The sequence below is a fragment of the Mycolicibacterium fluoranthenivorans genome (assembly GCF_011758805.1).
In the GTDB taxonomy this organism is placed as follows: Bacteria; Actinomycetota; Actinomycetes; order Mycobacteriales; family Mycobacteriaceae; genus Mycobacterium; species Mycobacterium fluoranthenivorans.
In genome coordinates this window covers 949,536-963,187 of record NZ_JAANOW010000001.1, presented here as the reverse complement: position 1 = coordinate 963,187, position 13,652 = coordinate 949,536, and the positions used below count along the sequence as shown (strand labels likewise).

16 protein-coding genes are annotated in these 13,652 nt (G+C 68.5%); 6 read left to right on the top strand and 10 right to left on the bottom strand.

Going from position 1 to position 13,652, the window contains the following annotated elements; translation table 11 throughout:
- Nucleotides 1-37 precede the first annotated feature (37 nt).
- Together FHU31_RS04700 and FHU31_RS04695 are read right to left on the bottom strand one after the other, a co-directional pair.
- Complete coding sequence (locus FHU31_RS04700; protein ID WP_167156322.1) at nucleotides 38-667, bottom strand: PaaI family thioesterase; 630 nt, start codon at nucleotides 665-667, stop codon at nucleotides 38-40.
- Nucleotides 664-1,959 (bottom strand): adenylosuccinate synthase, encoded by a 1,296-nt coding sequence (locus tag FHU31_RS04695; protein ID WP_090358757.1) that lies wholly within the window; start codon nucleotides 1,957-1,959, stop codon nucleotides 664-666. Before FHU31_RS04695 ends, FHU31_RS04700 begins: the two co-directional genes overlap by 4 nt.
- A 69-nt stretch (nucleotides 1,960-2,028) precedes the next feature.
- Here FHU31_RS04695 and FHU31_RS04690 point away from each other — a divergent pair, with 69 nt between their 5' ends.
- Genes FHU31_RS04690 through FHU31_RS04680 form a run of 3 tightly spaced genes read left to right on the top strand, consistent with a single transcriptional unit; the run spans nucleotide 2,029 to nucleotide 4,411 of the window.
- Entirely contained in the window at nucleotides 2,029-2,649 is a 621-nt protein-coding gene (locus FHU31_RS04690; RefSeq protein ID WP_167156320.1) for a peptidase M50, read from the top strand.
- 45 nt (nucleotides 2,650-2,694) lie between these two features.
- Nucleotides 2,695-3,474, top strand: a complete 780-nt coding sequence (locus FHU31_RS04685; protein ID WP_167156318.1) for a site-2 protease family protein — start codon at nucleotides 2,695-2,697, stop codon at nucleotides 3,472-3,474.
- A gap of 40 nt (nucleotides 3,475-3,514) precedes the next feature.
- A complete protein-coding gene (locus FHU31_RS04680; RefSeq protein WP_090358751.1) occupies nucleotides 3,515-4,411 on the top strand; it encodes a cation diffusion facilitator family transporter in 897 nt (298 codons plus the stop codon).
- Here the strand turns inward: FHU31_RS04680 and FHU31_RS04675 are convergent.
- Both FHU31_RS04675 and FHU31_RS04670 read right to left on the bottom strand, forming a co-directional pair.
- Nucleotides 4,408-5,511 (bottom strand): phosphodiester glycosidase family protein, encoded by a 1,104-nt coding sequence (locus FHU31_RS04675; RefSeq protein ID WP_167156316.1) that lies wholly within the window; start codon nucleotides 5,509-5,511, stop codon nucleotides 4,408-4,410. The two genes, FHU31_RS04680 and FHU31_RS04675, sit on opposite strands and share 4 nt — an antisense overlap.
- 29 nt (nucleotides 5,512-5,540) lie before the next feature.
- A complete protein-coding gene (locus FHU31_RS04670; protein WP_167156314.1) occupies nucleotides 5,541-5,957 on the bottom strand; it encodes a DUF3151 domain-containing protein in 417 nt (138 codons plus the stop codon).
- Between the two features lie 81 nt (nucleotides 5,958-6,038).
- Between FHU31_RS04670 and FHU31_RS04665 the strand changes: the two genes are divergently transcribed.
- Nucleotides 6,039-6,752, top strand: coding sequence for an Rv0361 family membrane protein (locus tag FHU31_RS04665; RefSeq protein ID WP_167156312.1), 714 nt, complete (start codon nucleotides 6,039-6,041; stop codon nucleotides 6,750-6,752).
- Nucleotides 6,753-6,814: 62 nt separating this feature from the next.
- Here the strand turns inward: FHU31_RS04665 and fbaA are convergent, their stop codons facing one another.
- Entirely contained in the window at nucleotides 6,815-7,852 is a 1,038-nt protein-coding gene (gene fbaA, locus FHU31_RS04660; protein WP_167156310.1) for a class II fructose-bisphosphate aldolase, read from the bottom strand.
- A gap of 127 nt (nucleotides 7,853-7,979) precedes the next feature.
- On the opposite strand from fbaA, the gene FHU31_RS04655 reads away from it, so the two are divergent.
- Entirely contained in the window at nucleotides 7,980-8,468 is a 489-nt protein-coding gene (locus FHU31_RS04655) for a lipoprotein LpqH (RefSeq protein ID WP_167156308.1), read from the top strand.
- Nucleotides 8,469-8,494: 26 nt separating this feature from the next.
- Nucleotides 8,495-9,166: a VTT domain-containing protein gene (locus FHU31_RS04650; RefSeq protein WP_167156306.1), complete on the top strand. Its 672-nt coding sequence runs from the start codon at nucleotides 8,495-8,497 to the stop codon at nucleotides 9,164-9,166.
- A 39-nt stretch (nucleotides 9,167-9,205) separates the two neighbouring features.
- Here FHU31_RS04650 and FHU31_RS04645 read toward each other — a convergent pair whose 3' ends face one another.
- From FHU31_RS04645 to ttfA, 5 genes are read right to left on the bottom strand one after another with little or no spacing between them, the layout of a single operon-like run.
- Complete coding sequence (locus FHU31_RS04645; RefSeq protein ID WP_167156304.1) at nucleotides 9,206-10,321, bottom strand: glycoside hydrolase family 76 protein; 1,116 nt, start codon at nucleotides 10,319-10,321, stop codon at nucleotides 9,206-9,208.
- 35 nt (nucleotides 10,322-10,356) lie between these two features.
- Nucleotides 10,357-11,001, bottom strand: coding sequence for a TrmH family RNA methyltransferase (locus FHU31_RS04640; protein ID WP_090359011.1), 645 nt, complete (start codon nucleotides 10,999-11,001; stop codon nucleotides 10,357-10,359).
- Entirely contained in the window at nucleotides 10,998-11,891 is an 894-nt protein-coding gene (locus tag FHU31_RS04635) for a hypothetical protein (protein ID WP_409371181.1), read from the bottom strand. Before FHU31_RS04635 ends, FHU31_RS04640 begins: the two co-directional genes overlap by 4 nt.
- Before the next feature lie 7 nt (nucleotides 11,892-11,898).
- Nucleotides 11,899-12,684, bottom strand: coding sequence for an SDR family NAD(P)-dependent oxidoreductase (locus tag FHU31_RS04630; protein WP_167156301.1), 786 nt, complete (start codon nucleotides 12,682-12,684; stop codon nucleotides 11,899-11,901).
- A complete protein-coding gene (ttfA, locus tag FHU31_RS04625) occupies nucleotides 12,681-13,502 on the bottom strand; it encodes a trehalose monomycolate transport factor TtfA (RefSeq protein ID WP_167156299.1) in 822 nt (273 codons plus the stop codon). The genes FHU31_RS04630 and ttfA overlap by 4 nt, the downstream gene beginning before the upstream one ends.
- Nucleotides 13,503-13,652 lie beyond the last annotated feature (150 nt).

The following is a 13,652-nucleotide window of genomic DNA, read 5'->3' as shown; positions in this document are numbered from 1 at the left end:
CCAAAATGCGCGCAACTGACGGTAGCACGTCTGCGGGCTAGGGTTGACCCGGCAGCAGCCTGATCATCAAACCGTTGCTCTCGGCGAGCACATTCTCCGCACGGTCGAGCAGTTGGGCCTCGACGAATGCCTTGCGCCCTTCGGCCTCGGTGACCCGTCCGCGGGCGATCAGCGGGGTGTCGATCGGAGTCACCTTGCGGTACTCGACGTGCAGGTAGGCGGTCCGGCTGATCGGCCGGCCGGCCGCGTGGATCACCATGCCGAACACCGAATCGAACAGCAGCGGCAGCACGCCACCGTGCACCGCGTAGTTCCCGCCGACGTGATAGCGGCTGAACTGCACCTCCAATTCGACACCGTCGGGATCGAACTTGGTGACCAGCCACGGCGGCATCAGCAGACTGCCCGCACCGGGCAGACTCGGCATCCGGCTGGCCGGGCCGACGCCCTCATCGGCCTGATACGGCTCCAGCAGCGCGACGAGTGCCTCCACGCGGTCCGCTGCCTCGTCCCAGGTGGCACTGTCGGGGTCCGCCGACACCGCGAGGTCCTGAGCCCGGCGCATCGCGGTGAGGAACCGCGCGAAGCCGGGGCCCGGGTCGGCAGGGGTGAAGACCGGGAAGCCGCCGTGCTGTTCGAAAACCGACTCCGGCCGGTCCCCTGTCACCTCGCGCCAAGCACGTCGCGGCGCACGATCGTCTGTTCCCGGCCCGGGCCGACACCGATGCACGACACGTGCGCGCCGGCCAGCTCCTCCAGCCGCAGCACGTAGTCACGTGCCTTGGCGGGCAGCTCGTCGAACTCGCGCGCGGTGGAGATGTCCTCCCACCAGCCGGGCAGTTCCTCGTAGATCGGCTCGGCGCGGGCGATATCGGCCTGCGTCATCGGCATCTCGTCGGTGCGCTTGCCGTCGACGGTGTAGCCCACGCACACCGGCACCGTCTCCAGGCTGGAGAGCACGTCGAGCTTGGTCAGGAAGTAGTCGGTGATGCCGTTGACCCGCGTCGCGTACCGGGCGATGACGGCATCGAACCAGCCACAGCGACGCGGCCGGCCGGTGGTCACCCCGACCTCACCGCCCGTTTTGGCCAGGTAGGCGCCATGCTCGTCGAACAGTTCGGTGGGGAATGGGCCCGAGCCCACCCGGGTGGTGTAGGCCTTCAGGATGCCGAGCACCGTGGTGATGCGGGTGGGCCCGATACCGGAGCCCACCGCCGCGCCGCCGGCGGTCGGGTTGGACGACGTCACGAACGGATACGTGCCGTGATCGACGTCGAGCAGCGTCCCCTGCGAGCCCTCGAGCAGCACGGTCTCGCCGGCCTCCAGCGCCTGGTTGAGCAGCAGCCGGGCGTCGGCGATGCGGTGCTTGAAGCCCTCGGCCTGCTCCAACAGGTTCTCCACCACTTCGGCCGGGTCCAGCGCCTTGCGGTTGTAGATCTTGACCAGCACCTGGTTCTTGAAGTCCAGGGCGGCCTCGATCTTGTTGGACAGCTGTTCCTCGTCGAGCACATCGGCCACCCGGATGCCGATGCGGGCGATCTTGTCCTGATAGCAGGGACCGATCCCGCGGCCGGTGGTGCCGATCTTCTTGCTGCCCATGTAGCGCTCGGTCACCTTGTCGATGGCGACGTGATACGGCATGAGCAGGTGGGCGTCGGCAGAGATCAGCAGGCCGGACGTGTCGACGCCGCGCTCCTCCAGCCCCGACAGCTCCTTGAGCAGCACCCCTGGGTCCACCACGACACCGTTGCCGATGACGTTGGTGACGCCTGGGGTGAGGATGCCCGAGGGGATGAGGTGCAACGCGAAGTTCTCGCCCGTGGGCAGCACCACGGTGTGACCCGCGTTGTTACCGCCCTGGTAGCGCACAACCCATTGCACGCGTCCACCGAGAAGATCGGTGGCCTTACCTTTGCCCTCGTCACCCCACTGGGCCCCGATGAGCACGATTGCCGGCATGGCATTTCTCCCGCTTAAAGTGATGCAGCCGGTGACCCACCATATCCGAGCGGAGCCACAGGAGCGGCGTTGACCACCACAGACAGCGGCCAAGAGATCAGCGTGCTGCTCTTCGGTGACCGTCGCATCCCCCGCACATTGGCCGACTGTCCTGCGGTGATGATCGTAGAGCCGGCCGATGTCGACGCTGCATTCACGGCGGGCCGACTTGCCGTGGCGGGCTCGGATGCCGACGTCGCGACGGTGCTGAGCAGGCTGCTGCGGGCCGATCGACTCGATATCGAGGTCGCCGTGGTGCCGCCGTTCCGGTCCGGTCGGCGGGCACGCACCGGGCGGGCCCGCCGGGTCCCGCTGATCCGGGACGAGACCGGCGCGGTTCTCGTCGGCGCCGGATACTGGCTGCCGCCGGACGACTCCGCTCGACAGATCGAGGGCGAGGCGGTCGTGGACGACACCGTGCTCTTCGACGGCACGGCCACCGCGGTCCGGATCGAGCCGACCGACGCGCCACCAGGGCTACGGGCCAGCGTGCTCAGCCCGCGTATGCGGGCCCGCCGCTGGGTCGCCGGCCGCGCGGTGCAGCTGGGCACCACCGGAGCCATGGTGGTGCGCGACGGGGTCCAGGTGCCGCGCCCGGTCCGGCGGTCGACGTTCTACCGGCACACGCAGGGGTGGCTGCGGGTGGACTGACACGAGCGCAGCGCGCAGAGGAACCGGGCCGGTAGCTTTCGTGGGGTGAACATCCGGCCCCTGCATCAATCGGTGCGTCCCAGCCCGGTCTTCCTGGCGATCGTTGCGCTCACGGCGGCAGGTGGGGGCCTGGCCTGGTTCTGCCAGGACACCGTGCGCCCGCTCTCGTACGTGGCGGTGTTCATCTTCGTCGTCGCGGGCTGGCTGGTGTCGTTGTGCCTGCACGAGTTCGGCCATGCCTATACCGCGTGGCGGTTCGGCGACCGCGATGTCGAGATCCGCGGCTACCTGACCCTGAACCCGCTGAAGTACTCCAGCCCACTGCTGTCGATCGCGCTGCCCCTGGCGATCATCGCCATCGGCGGGATCGGCCTGCCGGGTGGTGCCGTGTACGTGCGGACGTCCTGGATGACCCCCAGGCAGCGCACGCAGGTCAGCCTGGCCGGTCCGTTGGCCAATGCGGTCCTGGCGGTGCTGCTGCTAGCCGTCACGGCCCTGTTCTTCGACTCCGCCCATGGCGTGTTCTGGTCCGGCGTGGCCTTCCTGGGCTTCCTGCAGGTGACGGCGCTGCTGCTGAATCTGCTTCCGGTCCCCGGCCTGGACGGCTACGGCGCACTGGAACCGCATCTGAGTGCCGACACCCGCCGGGCACTGGAACCGGCCAAGCAGTGGGGATTCATCATCCTGTTCATCCTGCTGATGGTCCCCCAGCTCAACCGGGTGTTCTTCGACGTGGTGTTCTGGTTCGTCGACCTGTCCGGGGTGCCCCAGCAGCTGGTGGCCATCGGCGGACAGCTGACCCGGTTCTGGTCCGCCTGGGTCTGACCCTTGCGACATATGCGAGTTTGCGCATATATTCACGGGCATGGGTGCAGGACATGACCACAGCCACGGCAGCGAGACCCGCGTCAGCCGGATGATCCTCGGCGCGGCGATCCTGTCGGTGTTCTTCGTCGTCGAGCTCGTGACCGCGCTGACGATCAACTCGATCGCCCTGCTCGCCGACGCCGGCCACATGCTCACCGACCTGGTCGCCATGTTCATGGGCCTGACGGCGGTGCTGTTGGCCCGGCGCGGCTCGACCTCCGCCGCGCGCACCTACGGCTGGCATCGCGCCGAGGTCTTCACCGCGGTCGCCAACGCCGTCCTGCTGCTCGGAGTCGCCGGATTCATCCTGTACGAGGCGTTCGAACGGCTCGGCGACGCACCCGAGGTGCCCGGCATGCCGATGATCGTCGTCGCGCTGGTGGGCCTGCTCGCCAACGCGGTGGTCGTGCTGCTACTGCGGTCGCAGTCCGAGGCGAGCCTGGCGGTCAAGGGCGCCTACATGGAGGTCGTCGCAGACACCGTCGGCAGCATCGGTGTGCTGATCGCCGGCATCGTCACCGTCACCACCGCCTGGCCCTACGCCGATGTGGTGGTCGCCGTCCTGGTCGCGCTGTGGGTGCTGCCCCGCGCCTTCGCGCTGGCCCGGGCCGCGCTGCGGATCCTGTCCGAATCGTCACCGCACCACATCGACGTCGATGAACTGCGCACCGCGCTGGCGGCCGTCGACGGGGTCACCGGGGTACACGATCTGCACGTGTGGACGCTGGTGCCGGGCAAGGACATGGCCACCGCACACGTCACCTGCCGCGGCAACTCGGCCCAGGTGCTGGAGGACACCCGCGCGGTGCTGGCCGCCCGTGGGCTGGAGCACGCGACCGTGCAGGTCGAACCGCCCGAGGGCGCGGGCGACTGTGAGCAGTCCACCCACTGCTAGCGGACGAACCAGGCGAACCAGTCGCGGCTGGACGGCCGCAGGTAGTGCCCGGCGTCCACCTTCTCGGCCGGGAACAACTTGTGCCCCGACAGGGAACCGTCGGGCTGTCTCTGGAAGTACGCGCCACTGACCCAGTCCGGGTTGATGTCGAGTTCCATCCCGCGCACCACACCCGCATCGGTCAACAGGTGCCCGAGGGTGCACACCGACAGTGCCGGACCGGCGACGTACACCTCGGCACCCGTGTTGGTGATCCCGAATCCGGAGCGATGAATATAGGCCGTCTGCCCGACCGTCTTGCCCCACTCCCGTGGCCCTCCGGTGGCACAGGACGGGTTGACCTGTCCGTCGTCCACCAAGGGCACCAGGTTCTGCCGGACGCTGGCGACCGTCGGCCCCATCCGCACCTCGCGGTTCCACGCGCCGACATCGGCGGTGCCGTCGGTGTGCAACACCAGGCTGGCATCACCGTCGATCAGTGGCACGACGGTGCGGCCCTCGCTGTAGTAGCCGCCATAGCTGTGGTCGTTCAGCCGGAAACCGGCATTGAACGCCACCGCCGTGCCCGCCCGCTCCGTTGCGGTCAATGCTGCCGACGCCTGCCATGAACCGCCGGGATCGATGGTGCCCGGCCGCAACTGGCCGCGCACCAGGGCCGGATCCATCCGCATCACCCCGGCCACGAACGAGGTGTGCGAGGCGTCCGGACGCAGCGCGGCCACCTGTACCGCGGGGCGCCCACCGACGGCGACGACGGTGCGCCACATCCCCTCACCGGGTAGCGGGGCGCCGCCGGCCAGCGGTGGCAGCGGCGCCGGGGGCAGGGTCGCCGACGTGGCGGCCTGCACCACCCCCTCCGGGGTCGGGATGCCACCCGCGGGCGCACCACCCACCGCGGGCTGGTCCAGCCGATACTGCCAGCGCTCCAGCCAGGTGACCTCATCGCCCAGCCCGTGGTCACGCGCCCATTCGGCGACCTTGGCGACCGGGCTGTCGGCACCCGGGCGGTGCAGGGCCTCGGCGACGACGCCCCCCGCACCGGCACCCACCACCGCAGCGACGCCGAGAACGGCGATCAACGATGTCCGCAGCCTGCCCATTCACTGAGCCTGGCAGCGGTTCCTGGGAACTAGCCGAGACCCAGCTGCGAACGTGCGGCCGGGTCGCAGTCGTCGAGCAGATCGAGGCAGCGCGCGTACTCGGGTGTCTCGCCGATGGCGTCGGCGGCTTTCGCCAGCGCCGCCACACAGCGCAGGAAGCCGCGATTGGGCTCGTGGCTGTAGGGCACCGGCCCGAAACCCTTCCAACCGTTGCGGCGCAACTGGTCCAGGCCGCGGTGGTAACCGGTGCGGGCGTAGGCGTAGGCGGTGATCGCCTTGTCGTCGGCCAGCGCTTCCTCGGCCAGCGCGGCCCAGGCCACCGACGCGCTGGGATGCGCGGCTGCGACGATCGCCGGGTTCTCCCCCGCGTCGAGCTCCTCCTCCGCCTCGACATCACCCGGCAAGAACACCGGGTCCGGCCCAAGCAGATCACCCATGCGTGTCATAAGGCCATTGTGCCGTGCCGACATTTACAGGCAATCGCTAGGCTTGCGCAGTAGCGTCGGCAAGGGAGGACCGCAGCAGGAATGTCGAACCCAACAGGGCCGGACGAAGAGCAGGAATCCGCCAGCCGAACAGGAGAAGAGACACCGGACGGCGACGGGCTCGAGCGTCGGTTCACGGCGCCGTCGGGATTCGACGGCTCCACGCAGATCATCGATGCGGTGCCCGAACCCCCGACCGAGATCTTCTCCGCCGAGGACACCACCGAGCTCATCGCGGCACAGCACAGTGGTGTCACCAAGAACGTTGCACCGCAAGTCATTCCACCGCGAGGCGAGGCAGCCAGGCCGGTCCGGACGCGGCGCAGCTGGGGCTGGGTCATCGCGGTGGTGCTGGTCATCGCGGCCCTGGTGGCCCTGGCGGTGCTGGGCACCGTGCTGCTGACCCGCAAGAGCACTGCCGCGGTGTCACAGGAGCAGCTGGTCCGCACCACGATCGGTAGTTTCGACGGGGCCATCCAGAAGGGTGATCTGGCGACACTGCGCAGCATCACCTGCGGCGCGACCCGCGACAGCTACGCGCAGTACAACGACAAGGCCTGGGCCGAGACGCACGCCAGGGTCGCCGCCGCCAAGCAGTATCCGGTGGTGGCCAGCATCGACCAGGTGATCGTGCACGACGATCACGCCGAGGCCAATGTCACGACCTTCATGGCCTACGCCCCGCAGATCCGCTCCACCCGCAGTTTCGATCTGCAGCTCCGCGACGCCCAGTGGAAGATCTGCCAGAACTCCTAGAGACGACTTCGGCGTGTTTCGCTGCGTGCACCGCAACGAAACACGCCGAAATCGCGAGCGGCTCAGCCCGCGGAGACACTCCGGCCGGCGCTGTGCAGGTCGTTGCACGCCTCGATGACACGCTCGGTCATCGACGCCTCAGCCTTCTTCAGGTAGCTGCGCGGGTCGTAGACCTTCTTGTTGCCGACTTCACCGTCGACCTTGAGCACACCGTCGTAGTTGGTGAACATGTGCCCGACGATCGGCCGGGTGAACGCGTACTGGGTGTCGGTGTCGACGTTCATCTTGACCACGCCGTACTTCAGCGAATCCTCGATCTCGGACTTCAGCGAGCCCGAACCGCCGTGGAAGACGAAGTCGAAAGGCTTGCTGCCGGCGGGCAGGCCGAGCTTGGCCGCGGCCACCTCCTGGCCTTCCTTGAGCACCTCGGGCTTGAGCTTGACGTTGCCCGGCTTGTACACGCCGTGCACGTTGCCGAACGTCGCGGCCAGCAGGTACTTACCGTGCTCGCCGGCGCCGAGCGCCTCGATCGTCTTCTCGAAATCGGCGGCCGTGGTGTAGAGCTTGTCGTTGATCTCGGCCTCGACACCGTCCTCTTCACCACCGACGACGCCGATCTCGACCTCGAGGATGATCTTGGCCGCGGCGGCCAGCTTCAGCAGTTCCTGGCCGATCTGCAGGTTCTCGTCGATCGGCACCGCCGACCCGTCCCACATGTGCGACTGGAACAGCGGGTCCTGGCCCTTGGCCACCCGCTCGGCGGAGATCGCCAGCAGCGGACGCACGTAGGTGTCGAGCTTGTCCTTGGGGCAGTGATCGGTGTGCAGCGCAACGGTGATGTCGTACTTCGCGGCGACGACGTGGGCGAACTCGGCCAGCGCGACGGCGCCGGTCACCATATCCTTGACGCCGAGACCGGAGCCGAATTCTGCTCCGCCCGTGGAGAACTGGATGATGCCGTCGCTGCCCGCGTCGGCGAAGCCCTTGATTGCGGCGTTGATGCTCTCCGAGCCGACACAGTTGATGGCCGGGAAAGCGAAGGAGTGCTCCTTGGCACGGCCCAGCATCTCGGCGTAGACCTCGGGCGTGGCGATGGGCATTTCGATCTTCCTCTCGGCAGTCCGGCTGACCAGGTCAGTATGACAAGAAGCCGGTGGGCCGGCACTGGGGCCCTTCGTTCTCGGGCGAACCCTGACCGAAGCGACCGTCTCGGTTAGCGTTGCGCGGGTGCGCACCCGTCCGGCACTCGCTTTCCTCACCTCGGGTGCCCTGCTGCTGGTGGCCGGATGTGCCCCGCAGCCGGCACCCGCACCGACGTCGACCACCCCGCCGCCCGCCGCTCCGCCTCCGCCGGTGCTGGCCACCACCGTGCCCGCGGGGCAGGCGCAGCTGATCGTCAACGGCCGCGACGTCGGGCCCATCGGCCCGGTGGTCTGCTCGGCCGCCGACGGATTCGCCCGGTACACCATCGGCCAGACCTCGTTCGGGGTGACGGTGGTGATCACCGATGACGACATGCCGTCGGTACGGTCGGTGACCATCGGGGATGCCGGCGGGATCTCGATCGGTTACGCCGCCGACGTCTCCGAGGACGCGCCGCAGGCCTTCCGCCACGGCGACACCCTCACGGTCACCGGGAGCGGCGCCGGCACCGATTCGACGAATCCGGCGCGCGTCGTCCCGACCACCTACCAGCTCGCCGTCGCCTGCCCTTGACGATTTCCCCGGTATCTTGGGGCCTCATGACCACCACCCATCTGGCCCTGATGCCGGATTTCCTCGACCCGCTGAAGCTGATCGAGCAGTTCGGCACCTGGGCCCTGGTGGGCATCCTGGTCGTCGTCTTCATCGAATCCGGCGTGCTGTTCCCCATCCTTCCCGGTGACACGCTGCTGTTCGTGGCGGGCATGCTGGCCGCCGGCACGGCCGCCCAGAGCGCCCAGGTGGACACCAATTTCCAGCTGTGGCAGCTGCTGGTGTTCATCCCGATCGCGGCGATCCTCGGCGGCCAGGTCGGCTATTTCGTCGGCCGCTACCTGGGCACCGCGATGTTCACACCGGATGCCAAGGTGCTCAAGCAGAAATACCTCGATGAGGCCCACGCCTTCTTCGAGCAGCGCGGCCCGTTCGCCATCGTGCTGGCCCGGTTCATCCCGATCGTGCGGACCCTCGCGCCGATCACCGCGGGTGCTGCCAAGATGCGGTACACGGTGTTCACGCTCTACAACATCATCGGCGCGGTGCTCTGGGGCGTCGGCCTGACGCTGCTCGGCTACGGGCTGGGCCAGTTCGAGGTCATCCAGAAACTGCTGGAGCCGATCTTCATCCTGATCGCCGTCGCATCCCTGGCTCCGATGATCTGGGAGTGGTACAAGCGCCGCAAGGCCGCCAAGAACTCCACCGACAGCGTCTGAGCCTGGGCGGCCTGACCCCGCCCCAGAGGCGGGCCGCGGTCATTCCGGTGCCGGTGTCTCGACGGTGAGGGTGTGTGCCGCCTCCATCAACATCCAGCCCGACAACTGCACCGACAGATCGCGTTCGGGGATCTCGGACGCGTTCACCGCCCCCTCGACGAACTGCGCCTCGGCGCCGCCCGCGGTGGGCAGTTCGGCCGCGCGGTCCCAGAACGCACCGAACAACGGCAGCCCGTCGACGGTCTGGCGGTAGTCCCACGCCGACTGCGCGGAGGTGAGCACCACCTCCCGCGCCGTCGCCCGCGCCGCGTCGTCCTGCGGGGTGTCCCCGGGAAGGTCGGTGACCACGAATGCCAGATACCGGGCCAGGATCGCGTTGAACAGCCCGCCGTCGCCACCGCCGGCGCCCTGGATGACGCCGTCGGTGGTCATGTGTTCCCGCACGGCGGCCACCAGCCGGTGCACCCGGGGCGCGTGTTCCGGGTCCTGCGTGCGGGCGGCGAGTTCGGTTTCCAGGCCCAGCACCACGCCCTGGCAGTAGGTGTACTGGGCCCGCACCAACGAGCCGGCCTTGATGCCGTCGAACACCAGATGGGTCTCCGGGTCGATGAGGGTTTCGTCGATCCAGTCCGCCATCTGCTGCGCGCGGCGTTGCCGGTCCTCGTAACGGGCCAGGAAGATGCCGGCCGGGCCGTTGGCCGGCGCGTTGAAGAACTGGTCCTGTTTGCGCCATGGGATGCCGCCGCCGTCCTCGGGAACCCAGGCGTTGAGGAACTGTTCGGACAGTGTCTTGAGCGCGCCTTCCCGGTGGACCCCGGCCAGCCGTCCGGCCCGTTCGAGGGCCAGCGCCAGCCACGCCATATCGTCGTAGTAATCGTTGGTCCACCTGAGGTTGCGCAGGTGATGTCCGCGGATCTGCCGGGTGATCTTCGCGATCCGGACCGGGTCGGGATCGCGCAGCTGGGCGTCGACCAGGCAGTCCAGCAGGTGGGCCTGCCACCAGTAGTGCCAGGTCCCGAAGGATTTCTGCTTGCGGGCCGCGGGCCAGGCCACGACACCGAGCTGGGTGCCCGGCAGACCCCACAGTCGCTTCAGGTGCCGTGTGGCGACGGCGGCTTCGGAACTGGCTGCACGGTTGGCCCACACCTGATCCATGCGTCGATACTGCCCTACTCAGGGCTTACGAGGACCTACCATGCGCCTGTTACGTCGGCATGGGTGCGGATCCATGCGTGCATGGCGATGCCGGCGGCCACCCCGGCGTTGATGCTGCGGGTCGAGCCGAATTGGGCGATCGACACGGTCAGTTCGGCGCCGGCGCTGATCTCCGGGGTGATCCCCGGTCCCTCCTGCCCGAACACCAGCAGGCAATCGCGGGGCAGGACGGTGGTTTCCAGTGGGACCGAGCCCGGCACGTTGTCCACCGCAACGACGCTCAGCCCCGCCCCGCGGGCGAAGTCCAGCAGTTCGGCGGTGCTGTCGTGGTGCTGCAGCCGCTGGTAGCGGTCGGTGACCATGGCCCCGCGCCGGTTCCAGCGACGCCGGCCCACGATGTGCACGGTGTGCACGGCGAAGGCGTTGGCGGTGCGTACGACGGTGCCGATATTGGCATCGCTGCCGAAGTTCTCGATCGCGATGTGCAGCGCGTGTCGGCGTTGGTCGATGTCCGCGATGATCGCCTCACGGGTCCAATACCGGTAGGCGTCGACGACATTGCGGGTATCGCCGTCGCGCAACAACTCCGGGTCATAGCGCGGATCATCCGGCAGCGATCCCGCCCAGGGACCCACGCCGGGCGTCTCGCCCCACTCGGTCGGACCGGGGCCCAGGCTCACGCCGTGGTCCACAGCGCCGCGTGGGTGCCCACCACCGAGACCGTGGGGTAGAGCAGTGCGGCGTTGATCTCACCCTGCGTGCACATCGAGGCGCGGATGGCCACCGCGTCCAGGGAAGCCTCGGGGAGGACCAGCAGCGACGCCCCGTACGCCGAACAGGCATGGGACAGACCGTTTCCCGGCAGGGTCGGACCGGTGAGCACCATGAGCGGGCCGCCGCGTTTGGCCGAGTCGTCGCGGTATCGCTGCGCCGTGCCGTCGATGGACAGCCCGATCAGCATGTAACCGTTACCGGAGAAGGCCGTCGGATCGCCGAGCGCGGACGGCGCGAGTTGGGCGCCGTCGGCACGGAACGCGTCCACGCTGGTGGACTGCAGCACCAGACCCGCCTCGCTGTCCCCGGTGGGCATCAGCCCGACGGGGAAGGCCGCGGGCCAGGCCACCGTGGTCTTCGGGATGCGCTCCTCGGGTGAGTACAGGTACACCCCACGCACCTGACTCTGGTCCCGCAACGGTCCCAGACAGACTGTGCCGCTGAGATGTTCGGGGCCGGCGGTTTGCATGGCGGCAGGCTGCAGGCCGAGGTTGGCCGCGTCGGCGCAACCGCCGATCGCGTTCGACTCGATCGGATGGGCCAACGCACCGTACAGGCCGAGGCGCAGGCTCTCGGGTTTGACGTGCGCTCCGCCGGTCTGGGCCGGCGCGGCGTCGATATCGACGAGCACCCGGTCGGCGTCGAAACGCAGATTGGCCACCGACACGTTCCAGCCCGCAACGGTCAGCGATTCACCGATGCGCGCCTGCTGCGCGCCGTACGGCCCACTCGAGGTGTCACCGCCAGAACACGCCGCGAGCATCAGCACCAGCGCTGCCGCCAACACGGTCCTCATCCGCATTTCAGGTCCGCCCGCGACCCTTACCCACGCGTTTGGTCACGCCGCGCACCAGGCTCCGAGGTACCAGCCGGCTCACCGTGGTCAGCGCCTTGTACTGCACGCCGGGGATGATCACCACCTCGCCCTTGGCCACCGCGGTCAAGCAGTCGCGCACGACGTCGGGCACCTCCAGCCAGAACCATGACGGCGTGCCCGACATCTCGATGCCGGCCCGGTCGTGGAACTCGGTGTGCACGAAGCCCGGGCACAGCGCGTGCACACTCACCCCCGTGCCGCTCAGCCCGTTGGCCAGTCCCTCGGAAAACGCGATGACCCAGGCCTTGGATGCCGAATAGGTGGAGCCGCGGCCCGGCATCAGCCCGGCCACGCTGGCGACGTTGATGACGGTGCCCTGCCCGGCTGCCAGCATGGCGGGCAGCGCGGCGTGGGTCAGCGCCATGACGGCGGTGACATTGACGTCGAGCTGGGACTGCAGCGTGGCGTAGTCCGCTTTCCAGAACTCGCCCGAGGTGCCGAAGCCGGCGTTGTTGACCAGTACCTGCACCCCGGCGGCCAGCCGGTCGCAGACCCGACGGCGGTCGGCCTCGACCGCCAGATCGGCGGGCAGCACCTCGACGGCGACGCCGGCATGATCACGCAGTTCGTCGGCCAGCTGTTCCAGCCGGGTGGCGTCACGGGCCACCAGGACCAGGTCGTAGCCGTCGGCGGCGTAGCGCCGGGCGAAGCCCGCACCGATACCCGAGGTGGGCCCGGTGATCAGCGCTACGGGTGTGGCAGGTCGGGTCACCGCTGGTAGTGCGGCGATTGCCGGCCATTGCGCACCGGGGTGCGCTGGTCGACGTAGCGACTCACATCCGCACGGCTGGGCGGCAGGTCACCACGCCCGGCGGGCAGTTCGGCCGGCCGGGGCAGCAACGGGCGGCTCGGCGAACCGCTGCGGCGAGCGAGGGCGGGCTGACCGGCGTGCACGCCGACGCCGTTGCGGCCGGGCTGAGGAATGGGCGGCAGGACGCGCAGCAGATCGTTGAACTGCCGCACCGTACGCAGGCCTTCGTCCCACTGGGCGCGGCTGCTGCTGATCGGCATGGCCACCAGCGTCCAGTTCTGCTCGTTCCACATGATCTCGGCACAGTCGGGCGCGGTGTGGGCGAACGTCACCATCCGACGGTCGCAGGCACGGCGGGCGGCATCGAGGTTGGTGGAGTACACCATCCTCGGGCCGATCGCGCCGAGCAGCCAGATATCGCTCTCGCGGGGTTCCTTGATGTCCTTGAGCCGCAGATCGACCACGACGTTCGTGCCGATCTTGCGGTGCAGGGCGATCACCGTGGCCACATCGTCGAGATCGAAGATGAACACGGCCTCGCCCCGGATCTGACCGAGCACCACATTGCGGGCGGTGACGTGCTCACCGACGGTGGACATCACGCCACGCTTCCAGCGATCCAGGATTTCGCTGGATTCGTGCTCGTAGTCGAAGCCATGCGACTTCGCCCACGACTTACGCCGCCGGCCCAACCCGCGCCGACGGTCGATATCGACATACAACAACACTGCCGCCCCTGTGAAACAGAGTGCGGAGAGCGTGAACCAGAGAGGGACCATTGGGGCCTAGCCTACTTGCTGGGACCCGGTTGTCTCGAACTCGTTAAGGTCACAACCCGGTTACTTGCACAAACACCGAACCCAATGGCCACTTGTTGCACAGGTGGGGAACGAAACCGTGCAACAAGTGGCCACTGGGCATCAGCAGGG

Bases quoted from the DNA above. Each gene is read 5' to 3' on its own strand.
- FHU31_RS04650 (WP_167156306.1), top strand. From the start codon at position 8,495: ATGACCACCACCCATCTGGCCCTGATGCCGGATTTCCTCGACCCGCTG.
- FHU31_RS04665 (WP_167156312.1), top strand. From the start codon at position 6,039: ATGTCGAACCCAACAGGGCCGGACGAAGAGCAGGAATCCGCCAGCCGA.
- ttfA (WP_167156299.1), bottom strand. From the start codon at position 13,502: ATGGTCCCTCTCTGGTTCACGCTCTCCGCACTCTGTTTCACAGGGGCG.
- FHU31_RS04680 (WP_090358751.1), top strand. From the start codon at position 3,515: ATGGGTGCAGGACATGACCACAGCCACGGCAGCGAGACCCGCGTCAGC.
- FHU31_RS04695 (WP_090358757.1), bottom strand. From the start codon at position 1,959: ATGCCGGCAATCGTGCTCATCGGGGCCCAGTGGGGTGACGAGGGCAAA.
- FHU31_RS04670 (WP_167156314.1), bottom strand. From the start codon at position 5,957: ATGACACGCATGGGTGATCTGCTTGGGCCGGACCCGGTGTTCTTGCCG.
- FHU31_RS04645 (WP_167156304.1), bottom strand. From the start codon at position 10,321: ATGGATCAGGTGTGGGCCAACCGTGCAGCCAGTTCCGAAGCCGCCGTC.
- FHU31_RS04675 (WP_167156316.1), bottom strand. From the start codon at position 5,511: ATGGGCAGGCTGCGGACATCGTTGATCGCCGTTCTCGGCGTCGCTGCG.
- FHU31_RS04635 (WP_409371181.1), bottom strand. From the start codon at position 11,891: ATGAGGACCGTGTTGGCGGCAGCGCTGGTGCTGATGCTCGCGGCGTGT.
- fbaA (WP_167156310.1), bottom strand. From the start codon at position 7,852: ATGCCCATCGCCACGCCCGAGGTCTACGCCGAGATGCTGGGCCGTGCC.